The sequence below is a fragment of the Umezawaea sp. Da 62-37 genome (assembly GCF_032460545.1).
GTDB lineage: Bacteria > Actinomycetota > Actinomycetes > Mycobacteriales > Pseudonocardiaceae > Umezawaea.
This window is the reverse complement of the sequence record NZ_CP135965.1, coordinates 1,109,770-1,124,922: the sequence shown is the minus strand read 5'-3', so window position 1 is coordinate 1,124,922 and position 15,153 is coordinate 1,109,770. Positions and strand designations below refer to the sequence as shown.

Below are 15,153 nucleotides of genomic sequence, written 5' to 3'. Positions count from 1 at the left end.
TGCTGTCCGGTGCGTCCGTGCGAACGACACCCGGATGGTCACCGCAGCCTGTGCGCTTGGAGCTTCGCGCCGAACTCCGGCAGCAGGCGGAGCACGTCGTGCGCGCGGTCGAACCGGACGACTTCGGCCCGGTCCAGGTCGGTCAGCCAGTCCTCCATGGGCCAGAAACCGTGGCGTCGGTGGAAGAGCCGGGCGTTGATCACCAGTTCTCGGACGTGGCGCTCCTCGTGCCTGCTGGGAGGGTGGTGTTGGTGGTAGGCGACAGCCCCGCCGATCCAGGCCAGACGAGCTCCGTGTGCCGCCGCGCGGAGCGCGAAGTCGGTGTCCTCGGCGCCGTATCCCGCGAACTGCTCGCAGAAGCCGCCGAAGAGGTCCCAGTCGTCGCGGGAAGTCGCGAAGGACAGCGACCAGAACAGGTTGAACCGCTTGTCGTCCAGCAGGATTCGCCCCGTTTCGGGAGCGGGCCTCGCCGGATGCGGTTGGGCCAGGCCCGCGAGTTCCCCCGGTGGGGGATACCCCTGGTGCGTCGGAGGTGGCAAGTACGCCACGGGGCCGCACAGCAGGGTCGCCGGGGGGACGTCGAGGGCGGCGGTGGTGTAGCGGGCCAGCGACCGGGGGCCGGGTATGCAGTCGACGTCGAGGAAGACCAGGAGTTCGGCGCCGCGTTGGATCGCGGCTCGTGCTCCGGCGTTGCGGGCCGCGGCCAGGGGAAGCCCTCGGGGGCCCGCGGTCACGGAGATCGGCGTGACTTCGGGGGCGGAGGGCACGGGGCGCAACCGCGGGAAGCCGGTCATGCCGACGACGACGTGCAGGTCGACCTCATCGGCGCTGAGGGCTTCACGTTGCCGCTGGAGATGGGCCTCACGCCCTGCCGCGATGGTGATGACCGCTGTGCGGGGCCGTCGCGTTCGACCCGTCATCGGTGCTGCGCCAGATCGCGCAGCACCGCTGCGGCACGAGCGGCGCCGTCACCGCCCGACCACCGTGACCAGTCGCGGCCGCGCGACTGCGCGCTGGTCAGCACCGCGGACCACTGGTCCGGTTCGGGCCAGGTCGGGGCCACCACACCCAAGTCGGCGTGGACCAGTGCCTCGGAGGTGGCGTGCTGCTCGTCGAAGGGGCGGGGCTGGGGGATGACGACCGCGGGCCTGCGGGCCGCCGCCACCTCGGCGAGCGCGTTCTGCCCGGCATGGGTGATGACGACACCTGCTTCGTCCAGCAGCGGCCACGGGTCGTTCACCCAGCCGTGGTGGCGCAGGTTGGGCGGTTGGGGGCCGGGGGCCTTTCCGGACGCGGGTGGACCGGCGATGTCCCAGTGCCACTCCGGGGTTGCCGCCGCCGCGGCGTGGAGTTGGGCTTCGGACACCGCCAGACCGCCCGCTCCCCACAGCACCAGGACCTTCCGCTGTGCGGTGGCCGGTGAGGTGGGGCGGCCGTCGAAGCGCGAGAACGCTCCGACGTGCGCGGTTTTGGCCGACCACGCCTCAGGCCAGTCCGGCGCGGGCTGCCGCGGCCATGGCGCGATGATCGCCTCGGCCAGGTCGTAGGCCGTGCGGTGGGCGCGGTCGGTCCGACGTCCGGGCTGCGCGACGACCACCACCGGCACGCCGTGCAGCCGGGCCAGCACGGCGATCTCGACCGATACGTCCGCGACGAGCAGGCGAACCGAACCGCTGCGCAACTCCGCGCTCACCAGGGCCATCCGTTCGCGCAGGCCCGCATGGTGCCTGGGGGCCCAGTGCAGGGTGTCGCCCGCGCTGACGTCGTCGTGCGTCACGTCGACGCCCTGAGCGTCATCGGGCAGCGTCGTCCACCGGCCCGGCCAGTGGGCGGGCGCGTCGAGGCTGGAGATCCCGATGACGTCGCCGTCCAGGTGGCGGGCGATGGACATGGCCCGGTGCATGTGCCCGGACCCGTGGTGGTGCACGTAGTAGGCGATCACGACCGCAACTCCCGGTACATCCGCACGTACCCGTCCACCATGCGGTCCACCGAACACGTGGTTTCAGCGCGGTACCGGGCCGCGGCGCGGTCCAACGACGCCGCTTGGGTGATGGCCGTGGCGAGTCCGGCCACGTCGTCGGGCGCGGCCAGGACGCCGCTGTGCTCGTCGAGCACCTCGGGTAGTGCCCCTCGGGCGAAACCGGCGACGGGGGTGCCGCAAGCGAGCGCTTCGGCCACGACCAGCCCGTACGGTTCCTCCCAGCGCGGCGACACCACGGCGACGGTGGCGGACCCGACCAGTCCCACCAGGTCGTGGTGGGTCAGGTGCCCTTCGTACACGACGTCACCACCCAGCAGAGGCTCGATCTCCTGCCGGAAGTACTCGGCGTCCGGTCGGGGACCGGCCAGCCGCAGCCCGGTGCCTGCCGAGCGAGCGGCCTGGATGGCCAGTTCGGCGCCCTTCTCGGGCACCAGGCGGCCGAACCACACCGGTGGTCCTCCACCACCGCCGGGCACCCACCGGTCGAGTTCGACTCCGTTGCGCACCACGGTGATCTTGGGTGCCAAGGAGGACCACTGCCGCGCGGTGTGGGCGCTGACGGCGGCGAAGTAGGCGTGCTCGGGGGAACACAACCCGATCGCGGACTCCAGCCACGGGGTGGGTGGGGTGTGCAACGTGGTCAGCACCGGTGTGCGCAGCGTCGAGGCCATGGCGATGGGCAGGTAGTGCAGCGAGTTGTTGTGCACCACGTCACACACCGCGGAGGCGCCGAGATCCATCATCAGACCGAGGTAGGCGTGGTGCTCGGCGATGAAGTAGTCGGGCGGCATGCTGACGTCGCGCCGGGATTGCGCGGACAGGGTCGGGAGAACCGGCATGGCCTTGACCCGCAGCGCCGGATCCGAGCCCGTACCGCCGAAAACCGTCACCTCGTGCCCCCGCTTCCTCAAGCCGGTGGCCAACTGCCACGTGTGCGCCTCCAACCCGCCTGCGAAGGGCTCGCGGATGGGGTAGCGCGCCGAAGCGATCAGACCGATGGAAAGCGGCGGGCTGGCGAGGTCGTCTCCCGACAGCCGGAGCGAACCCGTCACGGGCTCTGCGCGGACGCCGTCGCGCAGTACCGGTCGAGACCAACCTGGCCTGACGGCGGATGTTGTTCGTGCCACCGCATGTGCTCCTTCTACCGAGTGCGCCCGTCGATCCGTTCATCGACCGCGAACCGATGTGGACAGTCCTCATCACCCGCTGGTGAAGCGGCAATCACCTTTTCCGGCAACGGGGTGTCGAGGTATCCGATCTGTGAACAGGAATCACTAGAGGTGCCAGGCGAGACCGGTGTGACGGGTTTTCGCCCCTTGTGCCGGAGATACCCGCACTGGGCAGCGGGAAACAACGAGAGCAGGGTGATTGTGGACGCACGTCGTCGTGCGACGGGTTCGGTTGTGCGGTCGGTGGACGTGGCTCACGAGTTCCATCGTGAGCCACGTCGCGTGCGTGCACCCGGCAGCCGACTGAGATCAGGTGAAAAACGGCCGTAGGGGTTTGAACCATCCTCATGGCACACCTGGGTCACTTCACTCGAACAGGGCCCTGCCGACGCGTTTGGTCAGGCACAACGAGGGCTAACCGCAACCTGTGCAACGGCCGCTGAGAGTCGCCTCCGTGCCGGCAGGGCACCCCTACATCCGCAACATCTCGGACACGAGTGCCACACCGGGCTTCCACGTCCTGCCCGACCCGCCTGTGCCCGGCGCACCTGACGGCCAGTGGTGGCCGCACCAGGCTCTGGAACTCGGGTGGCTGCGCACCAACCACGAGCGGTTCGACCTGCTGCACCTGCACTTCGGCTACGAGCACCTCTCCGTCCACGACCTGCGTTCGGTGGTGGAAACCCTGCGCGCGCACGGCAAACCCCTGGTTCTCACCGTGCACGACCTGCGCAACCCCCACCAGGTCGATCCCGGCCCGCACCGCGAGGCGCTCGACGTGCTCATCCCCTCAGCCGACGCCGTCATCACCCTGACCCCTGGCGCGGCCGAGCACATCGCCTCCACCTGGGGGCGCGTCGCGACGGTGATCCCGCACCCGCACGTGGTCGACCCGCAGCGAGCACGTCGGGCATCCGCGCGTGGCCGGCGCGACTCGTTCGTGATCGGAGTGCACGCGAAGAGCATGCGCGCCAACTGCGACGCCGTCGCCGTCGCCGAACAGCTCGCGCACACGATCTCCACGCTGCCCGATTCGCGACTGGTGGTCCACGCCCACGACGACGAGGGCGGTCGCCGCGCCGCAGAAGAACTGGAGCAGCGCGGTATCGCCGTCACGGTGGGGCCGCCGTTCTCCGACTCCGAGCTGTACGACTACATCGGGGGTCTCGACGTATCCGTTCTCCCGCACCGGTTCGGCACCCACTCGGGCTGGCTGGAAGCCTGTCACGACCTGGGGACGACGGTCCTCGCCCCCGACTGCGGGTTCTACCACGAGCAGGCTCCTTGCCTGCTCTACCAGCGCACGGAGACCGCGCTGGACGCCGACAGCTTGGACGCCGCACTGCGCCGCGCCCATTCCCAGCGGCCCCGTTGGCGCGCTGATCCCGACAGGCGGAGCATCGACCGATCCGCCATCATCGGTGCCCACAACGCCGTTTACCGCGCGGTGACCTCCGTCGCCCGACCGCCGATCGCGGTTCGGCGATGAGGGTTCACACCTACGCTCCGGGGCCTGCCGGTCATGGAGTCGTCCGCCACGCGCGAGCTGTTGCCCATCTCTGCGCGGCGCACGGCGTGGTCGACACCGACCAGGCGCCGGACCTCACGCACGCCCACTTCACCGACGCCCTGTTCGGCTCCACGATCGAGGAAGCCGCCCGTGCGTACCGCAAGTGGGCGGAAGGAGCCCGTCGACCGCTGGTCCTCACCGTGCACGACGTCCCCGATCCCCACGGCCACAGCCGTCGTGACCGAGTGCGCTGCGCGGGCTACGCGGCCGTGATCGAGGCCAGCGACGCCGTCGTCGTCTCCGCGGAGCACGAGGCGCGCAAGATCACCGAACTCACCGGCAAGAGCCCGCACCACATCGATCTGCCCCTCCCACCGGAACCAGCGCCAGCCCCAGCCGCGAGTCCCGCAGGCGCATCCTCGTCCCTGGTCCTGCTCGGTTACCTCTATCCGGGCAAGGGACACGATGACGCGATCGACTTGGCCGCGGACGTGGGTCGCGACCGTGCGGCTGGTGCTCCCGCGGTGATCGCCGCCGGGACCACCAGTACCGGACACCGCGACCTGGAGGACCACCTGCGAGAGCGCGCCCAGCGCAGACAGGTGCCGCTGACGATCACCGGATACCTGACCGACGCGCGGTTCGCCTCCGTGGCCGCGGCGGCAGGGGTCCCCTTGGTGCTGAACCGCGACGTCAGCGCCAGCGGTTCTCTGCTGTCCTGGTTGTCCTGCCGGCGACGACCGATCGTCTGGGCAGGTCCTTACAGCACGGAGATCGAACACCGCTATCCGGGCAACCTGCTGCTGGCGGAGGGCAAACCCGAGCTGATCGAGTACGTCTCCCGTGCACTGGAAGACACCGGGATGACGCGGTTGGCGCGTCGTCCACGATGGCAGGACACCGGCGCCGAGCACGTAGCCCTCTACCGCTCCGAGCTTGCCAGGGTTCGTGCACAGTCGGGTGGGCCGCTGTGCTGACCGACGTCCTGCTGCCCCGCAACGAGTGGGATCTGCTGTCGGGGTATCCCCGGCAGAAACCCACCGTGACCGTTGTCGTGACCCATTTCGAGCAGCACCACCTGCTGGGCCGGATGGCGTCGGCCCTGCAACGCCAGACCTTGCGACCATCCCAGGTGGTGCTGGCCGACGACGGGTCGGCCGTCGCCCCCGCGTTCGCCGTGCCGGGTGTCGAAACCCTTGTCGTGACCCAGCCCGATGAGGGATTTCGCGCCGCGGCCGTCCGAAATCTGGCTGTTCGGCACAGCACGGGGGAGGTCCTGGTCTTCCTGGACGCCGACACCGTGCCCGAAGCGGGGTACGTGGAAGGCGTGGTGCGCCACATCGGTCTCTGCCCCGACGTGCTGGCCGTGGGCCGCCGCCGGCACACCTCGTTCTCCCGACTCGCCGAGGACGAACAGCCGCAGGACGTGGACGCCCTCGAGGAACCGCCGTGGTTGCTGGACGCTTACGCCACAACGGAAAACCTCTTGAACGCCGATGGCCGCAGCTTCCGCTTCGTGATCGGAGCGGTGATGGCCTGCAGGAAGGAGCTGTTCCTCGACCTCGGCGGTTTCGACGAGCGGTTCGTGGGTTACGGCGGCGAGGATTGGGACTTCGCCTACCGCGCGTGGAACGCGGGCGCGGTGCTCGTGCACGAGCGCACCGCCGTCGCGTGGCACGACGGGCCTGACTGGGGCGGGCGCGGGGACAGCACCGATGTCCTGGACTTGCAGAGCGCACGGCTGGCCGCCGTGATACCCGAGCCGGGGACCCGTGGCGCCCCTTTGGCCGGGGTGGTGTTCGACGTGTTGGCCACCGTGCGCGCTGAGGGGTCTTTCGACCGCATGGTGCGCACAGTGCACTCGCTGCTGCGCCAAGACCACCGGGACCTCGGCATCCGGCTCCCCGTCGACGACAAGCGGCTGCTGGAGACCTACGAAGGCGTGGTGCGCGCGGAACCGTGGACGGAGGACCAGGAGCGCCGCGCACGGGTGCACCTCGCGGTGCACGGGCCGTTGCCCGTGTCCGCTGTCCACCGCGCGGTGGAGTTGATCACCCAATCCGATGTCGGTCGGGTCGACTTGGTCCAGGAGGGGGAGTTGCTGGCGGTGGCGTGGTCCACTCGCGCGGTCGGACGCGCGCGCCGTTGGGCTCACTGCTTCGAGCGGCACGAGGTGCTGCAACGGGCCTTCAGCATCCACCGGATCGATCTCGACGCGAGCGACGAGCGCAGCCGGACGCTGGAGGGGTTCTTCTCCTCGTGGCGGTGATGGTCGATACACCCTGGCTTCTGGAGGTAAACCGTCGGCAACGGCAGGACGATCGTCGTCAGTCGACGGTTGTCGCCTTGCTGTGATCCGTGGCCTGGGCCGTCACGATGTAGTGCTGCAAATCCGGCGACATCATGGCGGGCACCCGCACGGTGCAGGAGAACCCATGACGGGTGAGCAGGCGCTCGACCTCCGCGAGCCGGCTGTCGACGTCGTGCACCTCGACCACCACCGCGGCGATCCGCGGCCAGTCCTGGTCGTCGATGCCGCGCAGCACCTCCAGTTCCGCGCCTTCGACGTCCACTTTGACCAGATCGATCCGCGACAGGTGCCGCGGCAGCACCTGGGACAGGCGCACGACGTCGACCTCCACCGCACTGGTGCTCAGCATCTCGTCGGCGGTGGCCTGGTCGGGTTGGGCACTGCGCATCGCCGCCACCCACGAGGCGGGCTTCTCGTGCGGGCGCCCGGTCGAGTTCGCCGAGAGGTGCGTGTACGCCGTGAGAACCGTTCGACCGGATGATTCGCCGAGCGCGACCTCCCGGATGTCCACCTCGTCGACAGCGAGGCCGTCGAGGTTGAGGCGCAGCAGCGCACACGTGGAGGGAACGGGTTCCACCACGACAAGGCGCGCTTCCGGGCAGGCTTGGGCGATTCGCAGCGCGAACAGGCCGATGTTGGCGCCCGCGTCCACGACGACGGCATCCGGCGGCAGCCGCGGAAGATCTTTGAGGTAGTCGTCGTGGGTGAAGATCTCGTGGAAGAGGTAGTGCGCTTCACCCGCGGCCCATGGACCGCCCCGCGTCAGAACCGAGAGTTCATCCGACACCTGCACGCGCACGGGCTCGGTCGACGAACTTGTGTTCTGCTGCATGATCGTCCTGTTCTCGTCCGTCGGCCGGCCGTCAGGCAACGGGCGCTTGTCCAGTCGGTGAACCGTACTTCGTCCCGCTTCATCGCGCCCGCCAACTCGACGCGGTGGTGAGTGCCCTACTTCGCCGACTCCGTCGGTGGGGACGGTGCGTCGTCATCGGCGGAGTCCCGTCCTGAACGTCGGGCGAGGTAGACCTGATGACTGCTCAGCGCGACGCGGTAGGCCATGAGGAAGATGACGTGCAGCACGAACAGCCACAGCGCCAGCGCCGCCACGACGCCTGCGACGGTCAGTCCGCCGAACGGGATGCTCCAGTCCAGCGGTATCGCGAGGAACACCACGAAACCGTGCAGGAAACCGGTCAGGACGGCCCCGATCACGAAGCCCGCGAGCAACGCGGCGCGGGTCGTGAAAGCCGGCGGGCCGGTGAACCGGATGATCAGGAACACGATCAGGGAGATCGGCACCCAGTCCACGTGGAACGACACCACGATGCCGAGCACCGTCGACCATCCGCCCGCCTCGTACAGCGGACCCACCCAGGGCACCACCGCAAGGGGGAGCGCGAGCAACACCGGTCCCACGAGCAGCACCGGCAGGAAACCGAGCCTGCCCGCCCATCCGGTGAACCCGGTCGGCCGCGTGCCGGTGGTCTGCACGAGAGCGCGGCGCAACCCTTCGCCGTACATGCTCGCGGGCACCAGTGCGGTGAGGAGCGTGGTCCATTTGGCGTCGACCGCCGCCTGGGCGAGTGCGACCAGTTGCGTGGTGCTGTCATGTGCCTCGGGCAGCGCGTCGCCGAGGCGTCGAGCGTGGTCGAGCACCACCGCGTCGCCGATGAACAGCGCCGCACCGCGCACCAGCAGCAGCAGCATCGGCACGATGGCCAGCACCGAGAAGAACGTGAGACCCGCGGCCCACAGGGTCAGGTCGCGACCGCGTAGAGCTGCGGAGAAGTGGGTGAGCACTCCGCGGATGTGTGAACGGAGCGCGGTCATGACCGCGTGGTACCCGCTCGGAGGGCATCTCACCCGCCGACACCGCGTCGAGGGGCCACCGGGCCTACGGTGGGCGGATGACCGGCGATGGCCAAGGCGCGCGTCCACCCGTTGATCCGGTCGCCGGGTGGTCGCGGCTGCACGGCGAGGACGTATCGACCAGCAGGGTGGTCGTCATCTGGCTGCGCGTGGTCCACGGGCTCGCTGCCGGCAGGTTCCTCGGCCGGGTGCACCCGGATGTGCTGTCCGCGGCCAGTGTGGTTGTCGCCGCCGCGGCCGTGGCGGTCGTGGCCGCCGGTGGTCGGTGGCCCTTGGCGGCGTCCGCCCTGGTCCTGGCCGCGGGTGTGCTGGACGGCCTCGACGGTGCTGTCGCGCTGCGCACCGGACGCGCCCGACCGCTGGGCGCCGTGGTCGACGCCGTCTCCGACCGCCTGGCGGACCTGTGCCTGGTGGGAATCCTGGTGGTGCTCGGCGCGGATTCCCGGTTGGGCGTCGCGCTGGGTGCCGGTGTGCTGCTGCACGAATACGCGCGTGCCAAAGCGCAGAGCGTCGGGATGGGGTCGGCGGGATCGATCACCGTCGCCGAGCGGCCGACCAGGATCATCGTCGCGGTGATCGCGTGCGCGGGCGCGGGGCTCGCACCGACGGGTACTCCGGGCACGGGCTGGGACTGGGGCGTGGTGTGCGGGGTGGTGTGGGCGGCCTGCGCCGTGGTCGGCGGGGTTCAGCTGGTCATCGGAATCCGCCGGGAACTCGCCGGCCGTCCCTGGGTGGATCCCACCGGGTCGGCGACCTCAGGCAGGACCGATCTCAGTGGCGACGATCGCGGCTGACATCGTGACCAGCGGCAGCCCGCCTCCGGGGTGGGCCGAGCCGCCGACCAGGTGCAGACCGCGCACCGGGCTGCTGTTGGCCGGGCGCAGCAGGGCCGCGCGAGCGCCGTTGGACGACGACCCGTAGATCGACCCGCCGACCGACCCCGTGTCGCGTTCCCAGTCGGCCGGGGTGCGGACCTCGCGCCACCGCACCCGCGACCGGACGTCCAACCCGCGATCGGCCATCACTCGCAGGACGTGGTCCGCGTAACCGTCGGCCAGACCCGGCCGGTCCCAGTCGACCTGGCCCTCGCCGTGCCGGGGCGCGTTCACCAGGACGAACCACGCCTCGCCGTCGGGTGGGCGGACCGCGGGATCCGGCGGGGCGCACACGTAGATCGCGGGATCGGCGACCGGCTCGGGGTGCCTGCCGAAGATCGAGTCGAACTCGGCGTCGTAGCGGGCGGGGAAGAGGACCCGGTGGTGGCGGGGATCGGGAGTGCGACCGCGCAGTGCGAGCAGCAGCACGAAACCCGACAGCGACGGCTGGACGCGCCGCAGCGCCCTGCGGGGTCGGCGAGCTCGCGGATCGGCCACCAGGTCGTGGTAGAGGTGTGCGGCGTCGACGTCGGACACGACGATGTCGGCGGCGAGGGGCTCCCCGTCGGGCAGCGTCACACCGGTCACCACGCCGCCCTCGGTCCGGACCGCGTGGACGGGGGTGTCGAAGCGGAACCGGACGCCGAGTTCCACGCACCGCTCGAACACCGCGTCCGCGAGCTTGCGCAGTCCGCCGCGGACGTACCAGCCCCCGAACCGCTGCTCCACGAACGGGACGACCGACATCAGCGCGGGGATCCGCCGCGGATCCGAACCGGTGTAGGTGGCGTAGCGGTCGAGCAGCATCCGCAGCCGCGGGTCGTCCAGGCGCCGCTTGCCCAGCGTGCGCAACGTCCGCCACGGCGCGATCGCCATCAGGTCCCGCGGATTGGCCGCCCGGCGGACCACGTCGAACGCTCCACCCAACGGGTGTTGCAGCACGGGTTCGCCGACCAGGTCCCACAACCGCTCCGCGTCCGCCAGCACCGAGCGCCACTGCCGGGCGGCGGGCGCGCCGAACGCGTCGGTCAACGCGCTGTCGATGTCCTGCTCCGCGTGGGGCATGTCCAACACGGACCCGTCCGGGAACCGGTAGTGGCACACGGGGTCGACCGGCACGAGGTCGAGAACGTCCTCCAACGGCGCTCCGGTGTCGGCGAACAGCGAGCGGAACACCCCCGGCAGGGTCAGCAGCGACGGACCCGTGTCGAAGGTGAACCCGTCGCGCGAGAACACGCCGAGCTTGCCGCCGTACGTCGCCGCCTGCTCGACGACCGTCACCCGGTGACCGGCGGCGGCCAGCCGCGCGGCAACGGCCAACCCGGCCATGCCCGCGCCCACCACCGCCACCCGCGCCACGTCAGCGACCCCCTCGCAGCGAACGGCCCTTCCACTCCAGCAGACCACGACGACGCGCCCGCCACGAACGGGTGATCAACGACAGCAGCAACCCCACCGACACCGGGTGCGCGAGCGCGTCCGGCCACACCCGGCCACCCGTGTGCCGAGCGGCGACCACGCGGCTGAGCACCCCGGCGCCGTAGCCCACGGCGCCGACGCGCGAGCCCGCCAGGGCCGCGAGCGGCGGCACCAGGTACAGCCACGCCAACCCCGCTCCGAGGACCAGCGCGCTCACCGGGTTCCCGGTCGCCGACCACAGCGACTTCTCGTAGCCGAGCCGGACCTCCGACCAGCCCTCGTACATCCGGCAGGACGCGATCCCGCTGCCGTCGGCGACGATGCCCCGCCCTCCGGCCCGCTTGACCGCGCGCATCACCGCGATGTCGTCGAGCACCGCCGAGGAGACCCCCTCGAAACCGCCCGCCCGCCGCAGCGCGACGGCGTCCAGGACGAGGAACTGCCCGTTGGCGGCTGACAGCGATGGTCGCGGCGAGCGTTCGGCCAACCGCAGCGGCAGGAACACCAGCCACGACCACTGAAGTAGCGGCTGGACCAGGCGCGTGGCGGTGTCGTCGGCCAACTGCCGGGGGAACGGGGAGACGGCGTCGAGCCGCCGCTCCCGCAGCAGCGCGACCGCGGCGGCCACGGCGTCCGGGGTCAGCACGACGTCGGCGTCGACGTACACCAGGACCGAGCCGCGGGCCTCCCGCGCGAGCCGGGCGCACGCACGGGGCTTGCCCGGCACGCCCTCCGGGGGCGGATCGCCCACGACGACCCGGACACGGGGGTCCCCGGCCGCGGCCCGCTCGACCACGTCGGCCGTGCCGTCCGACGACCCGTCGTCGAGCACGACGATCTCGAGGTCCGCCACGCCCCGTTGAGCGGTGAGCGACCGGATCGTCGGCGTGACCCGGTGGGCCTCGTCCCGCACCGGGAGCAGCACCGACACCCGCTCGTGGCACGGCTCGGCGGGGACGCGGGGGCGTCGCATCAGCCGGGCGTTCACCACCGTGTGCGCGGCCAGCAGCACGGACGCCACCGACGCCGACCCGACCAGGGTCGACCCGGCCGTCCTCGTCATCGGTTGCCCCGTCACACCGCCACCGCGAACGGCACGGCCACGGCGCCCATCAGGATCCCGCCGACCACCGACACCCACGGACGGCCGAAGAACACCGCGTGCGCCCACACCGACGACCCGTAGGTCCACAGGTAGAGCACCGGCGCGGGCCCCACCCGCAGGGCCACCCCGCGAACGCCGGACTCCCGCGAGTCGGGGACGCCCGCGTGCAGGGCGGCGACGATCGCGGCGGCGACGAGCAGCCAGCCCGCGTAGTTGGTCAGCGGGACCCCGGTGACGCCCGGCAGGGAAGGGGTCGGCGTCGCCCACGTCCAGTGCCCGGCGTCGACCATCTGGGGATCCAGGAACACGTCCCAGGACACCAGCGCCCACGCGCCTACCGCGACCACCGACCACCGGCGCGCCGGCTCGGCCAGCGCGCGCCCGACCAGCAGCGCGGGCCACGACATCATGATCCACGCCAGGGGCACCACGACCGGGACCCCGACCAGTTCCACGCCGAGCGTGCCGCTGTAGCCGTAGGTGCCGAACGGGTAGCCGGTGTGCACGCCGACGGTCTCGGCCTGCAGTCCGCCACCACCCGCGACCAGGACCAGCAGACCCGCCGCCCTCGACCCGAACCGGGCGACCGCGTCGCAGACGGAAGCCGCGGCGAACGCCGCCACCGAGACGACGGTGGTCGTCAACCGGTCATCCGGTTCGGCCTTCGAGTACAGGATCTGGGCCACGACCACCACGACGCCGAGCAACCACGCCGCGACGCCGATCACCTGGGTTTTCCCGCGCACAGCAGGGTTTCCGGGCATGCGGGTCGACGCCATGGTGTGGACCCTATCCGCCCGGCGCCGCACCGGCATGACGACCGGGAGTCGCGGTCGGGGCGGCGTGGCGGGCCTCGCGCACCGTCATGCCGAACCCGCCGCGGGATGCGAGCATCCCTGGATGGTCTCCATCCGCACCGCGCCATCCGCACGCCGGGAACCGGTCCGGCCCGGCCGGGACCGCAACGCCGTCGCGTTGCCCGCCCGTCCCGGTCACCCCTCGGTGGAGCACCTGCCCGACCGGCCGAAGGTCGCCGTCGTCGGCGGCGGTATCGCCGGTGTGGCGGCCGCGGTCGCGCTGGCGGAGAGGGGAGTGGCGGTCCACCTGTTCGAACGCGAGGCGGAACTCGGCGGCCGCCTCCGCGGCTGGGCGACCGGGAGCGGCGACACCGCCGCCACGATGACCAGGGGATTCCACGCGTTCTTCCGCCAGTACTACAACCTGCGCGCGTTGTTGCGGCGCATCGACCCCGACCTCGGCCTGCTGCGCCCGATCGCCGACTACCCGCTGCTGCACAGGGACGGCACCAGGGAGAGCTTCGCCGGGCTGCCGAAGACCCCGCCGTGGAACGTCGCGGGCTTCGTGCTGCGCAGCCAGACCTTCACCATCGACGGACTGCGCCGGATGAACCCCACCAGCGCCGCCCGCCTGTTCGACGTGTCGGTGCCCCAGACCTACACCGACCTCGACACGGTCGACGCCGCGTCGTTCCTCGACGACATCGGTTTCCCCGAGGCCGCGCAGCACCTGGCGTTCGAGGTGTTCTCCCGCAGCTTCTTCACCGACCCCCGCGCGCTGTCGGCCGCCGAACTCGCCACGATGTTCCACATCTACTTCCTCGGCTCCAGCGAAGGCCTCCTGTTCGACGTTCCACGAGGGCCCTTCCCGCACACCTTGTGGACGCCGTTGCGCCGGTACCTGGAGTCGCTCGGCGTCGAGGTCCGCACGACGACCCCCGTCGACGGACTTGTGCGACTGCCGTCCGGACACCGGGTGCTCACCGGCGGCACCTCGGTGGACGTCGACGCGGTCGTGCTCGCCTCCGACGTCGCGGGCCTGCGGCGCCTGGCCGAGGCATCACCGTCCCTGGTGGACTCCGCGTGGCGTTCGCAGATCGGCGCCCTGCGGACAGCGCCGAAGTTCCTCGTCAGCAGGCTGTGGCTGGACCGCCCCGCCCGGCCGGATCGCGCCCCGTTCCTCGGCACCAGCGGGTTTTCCCACCTGGACAACGTCAGCGTGCTGGACGCGTTCGAGGACGAGGCCCGCGCCTGGCGGGACCGCACAGGCGGGTCGGTGGTCGAACTGCACGCCTACGCCCTGCCCGAGGACTTCGACCAGGACGAGGTGGTGCGCGACATCATCGGCGACCTCGGCGCGGTCTACCCGGAACTGCGGGGCGCCGACGTCCGGCACGTCGAACACGTCGTGGCCGACGACTGCCCCCTGTTCGCACCCGGCACCTTCCACCAGCGCCCCTCGGTCACCACCACCGACCCCACCGTCGTGCTCGCCGGCGACCTGGCCAGGATCGACCTGCCGGTCGCGCTGATGGAACGCGCGGCCACCACGGGTTTCTGCGCGGCCAACGCGCTGCTGGCCGGGTGGGACGTGCAGGGGCACGACCTGTGGACGGTCGCGAACAGCGGCCGATCGGGTGTGCTGCGCCGGGCCGCACGCCGCTCCTCGAAGGTCTCCTGACCGCACGGGCGGAGCTACGCCCGGGTGCGTGCGTCGATGTGCTGGCGCGACCGACGTCCCAAGTGGTGCGGTTCCCGGACGGTCGACGTCCACTGCCCGGCTCCCGTGCTTCCGCTTGGTGCGCTGATCGTCCTGACCCGCACTCGAGGACCTGGACCGGTGATCAGTCTTGTCGTCCCGCCCGGCAGCCGGATCCGGGGGAGGGGCGTCCGCTCGTGAGCAGGTCGACGATGTCGACCGAGTGCGCGCTGGACGCGGGGATCCTCCTGGTGAAAGGCCCGAAACCGATGTGCAGGTGCTCGTCGTCGACGAGCACGCGCGACCGGCGACCGGCACTTGTCCGCACTGTCGGGTGGACCGGGCCGCGGCCCACCACGAATTCCCATCGCGCCCCCTGGGGAGCGTTGCGCGCTCCGGCGCTCACCCGGGAACC

14 protein-coding genes are annotated in these 15,153 nt (G+C 71.3%); 5 read left to right on the top strand and 9 right to left on the bottom strand.

Annotation, left to right across the window (positions count from 1 at the left end; translation table 11 throughout):
• Positions 1-38 precede the first annotated feature (38 nt).
• From RM788_RS04700 to RM788_RS04690, 3 genes are read right to left on the bottom strand one after another with little or no spacing between them, the layout of a single operon-like run.
• On the bottom strand, positions 39-920 hold the full coding sequence (locus RM788_RS04700; RefSeq protein ID WP_315930276.1) for a glycosyltransferase family 2 protein: 882 nt from the start codon (positions 918-920) through the stop codon (positions 39-41).
• Positions 917-1,942 (bottom strand): glycosyltransferase, encoded by a 1,026-nt coding sequence (locus RM788_RS04695; RefSeq protein ID WP_315930275.1) that lies wholly within the window; start codon positions 1,940-1,942, stop codon positions 917-919. The genes RM788_RS04700 and RM788_RS04695 overlap by 4 nt, the downstream gene beginning before the upstream one ends.
• The gene (locus RM788_RS04690) at positions 1,939-3,036 is read right to left on the bottom strand and encodes a glycosyltransferase (protein ID WP_315930274.1); all 1,098 of its coding nucleotides are present in this window, start codon (positions 3,034-3,036) and stop codon (positions 1,939-1,941) included. Before RM788_RS04690 ends, RM788_RS04695 begins: the two co-directional genes overlap by 4 nt.
• Before the next feature lie 571 nt (positions 3,037-3,607).
• Here RM788_RS04690 and RM788_RS04685 point away from each other — a divergent pair.
• The 3 genes from RM788_RS04685 (at position 3,608) to RM788_RS04675 (ending at position 6,932) form a co-directional block, all read left to right on the top strand.
• Entirely contained in the window at positions 3,608-4,642 is a 1,035-nt protein-coding gene (locus RM788_RS04685) for a glycosyltransferase family protein (RefSeq protein ID WP_315930273.1), read from the top strand.
• Between the two features lie 86 nt (positions 4,643-4,728).
• Positions 4,729-5,640 (top strand): hypothetical protein, encoded by a 912-nt coding sequence (locus tag RM788_RS04680; RefSeq protein ID WP_315930272.1) that lies wholly within the window; start codon positions 4,729-4,731, stop codon positions 5,638-5,640.
• A complete protein-coding gene (locus RM788_RS04675) occupies positions 5,634-6,932 on the top strand; it encodes a glycosyltransferase family 2 protein (protein ID WP_315930271.1) in 1,299 nt (432 codons plus the stop codon). The genes RM788_RS04680 and RM788_RS04675 overlap by 7 nt, the downstream gene beginning before the upstream one ends.
• Positions 6,933-6,990: 58 nt before the next feature.
• Here the strand turns inward: RM788_RS04675 and RM788_RS04670 are convergent, their stop codons facing one another.
• Together RM788_RS04670 and RM788_RS04665 are read right to left on the bottom strand one after the other, a co-directional pair.
• The gene (locus tag RM788_RS04670) at positions 6,991-7,806 is read right to left on the bottom strand and encodes an FkbM family methyltransferase (RefSeq protein ID WP_315930270.1); all 816 of its coding nucleotides are present in this window, start codon (positions 7,804-7,806) and stop codon (positions 6,991-6,993) included.
• Positions 7,807-7,922: 116 nt separating this feature from the next.
• Positions 7,923-8,804, bottom strand: coding sequence for a YihY/virulence factor BrkB family protein (locus RM788_RS04665; protein WP_315930269.1), 882 nt, complete (start codon positions 8,802-8,804; stop codon positions 7,923-7,925).
• A gap of 77 nt (positions 8,805-8,881) precedes the next feature.
• Here RM788_RS04665 and RM788_RS04660 point away from each other — a divergent pair, with 77 nt between their 5' ends.
• Positions 8,882-9,637: a CDP-alcohol phosphatidyltransferase family protein gene (locus RM788_RS04660; protein WP_315930268.1), complete on the top strand. Its 756-nt coding sequence runs from the start codon at positions 8,882-8,884 to the stop codon at positions 9,635-9,637.
• Here the strand turns inward: RM788_RS04660 and RM788_RS04655 are convergent.
• From RM788_RS04655 to RM788_RS04645, 3 genes are read right to left on the bottom strand one after another with little or no spacing between them, the layout of a single operon-like run.
• A complete protein-coding gene (locus RM788_RS04655) occupies positions 9,599-11,077 on the bottom strand; it encodes a phytoene desaturase family protein (RefSeq protein ID WP_315930267.1) in 1,479 nt (492 codons plus the stop codon). The two genes, RM788_RS04660 and RM788_RS04655, sit on opposite strands and share 39 nt — an antisense overlap.
• A 1-nt stretch (position 11,078) precedes the next feature.
• Positions 11,079-12,215, bottom strand: coding sequence for a glycosyltransferase family 2 protein (locus tag RM788_RS04650; protein WP_315930266.1), 1,137 nt, complete (start codon positions 12,213-12,215; stop codon positions 11,079-11,081).
• Positions 12,212-13,021: a carotenoid biosynthesis protein gene (locus tag RM788_RS04645; protein ID WP_315930265.1), complete on the bottom strand. Its 810-nt coding sequence runs from the start codon at positions 13,019-13,021 to the stop codon at positions 12,212-12,214. Before RM788_RS04645 ends, RM788_RS04650 begins: the two co-directional genes overlap by 4 nt.
• A gap of 121 nt (positions 13,022-13,142) precedes the next feature.
• Here RM788_RS04645 and RM788_RS04640 point away from each other — a divergent pair, with 121 nt between their 5' ends.
• Positions 13,143-14,720, top strand: coding sequence for an FAD-dependent oxidoreductase (locus tag RM788_RS04640; RefSeq protein ID WP_315930264.1), 1,578 nt, complete (start codon positions 13,143-13,145; stop codon positions 14,718-14,720).
• A gap of 163 nt (positions 14,721-14,883) precedes the next feature.
• Here RM788_RS04640 and RM788_RS04635 read toward each other — a convergent pair whose 3' ends face one another.
• Entirely contained in the window at positions 14,884-15,144 is a 261-nt protein-coding gene (locus RM788_RS04635) for a hypothetical protein (protein ID WP_315930263.1), read from the bottom strand.
• Positions 15,145-15,153: the final 9 nt, after the last annotated feature.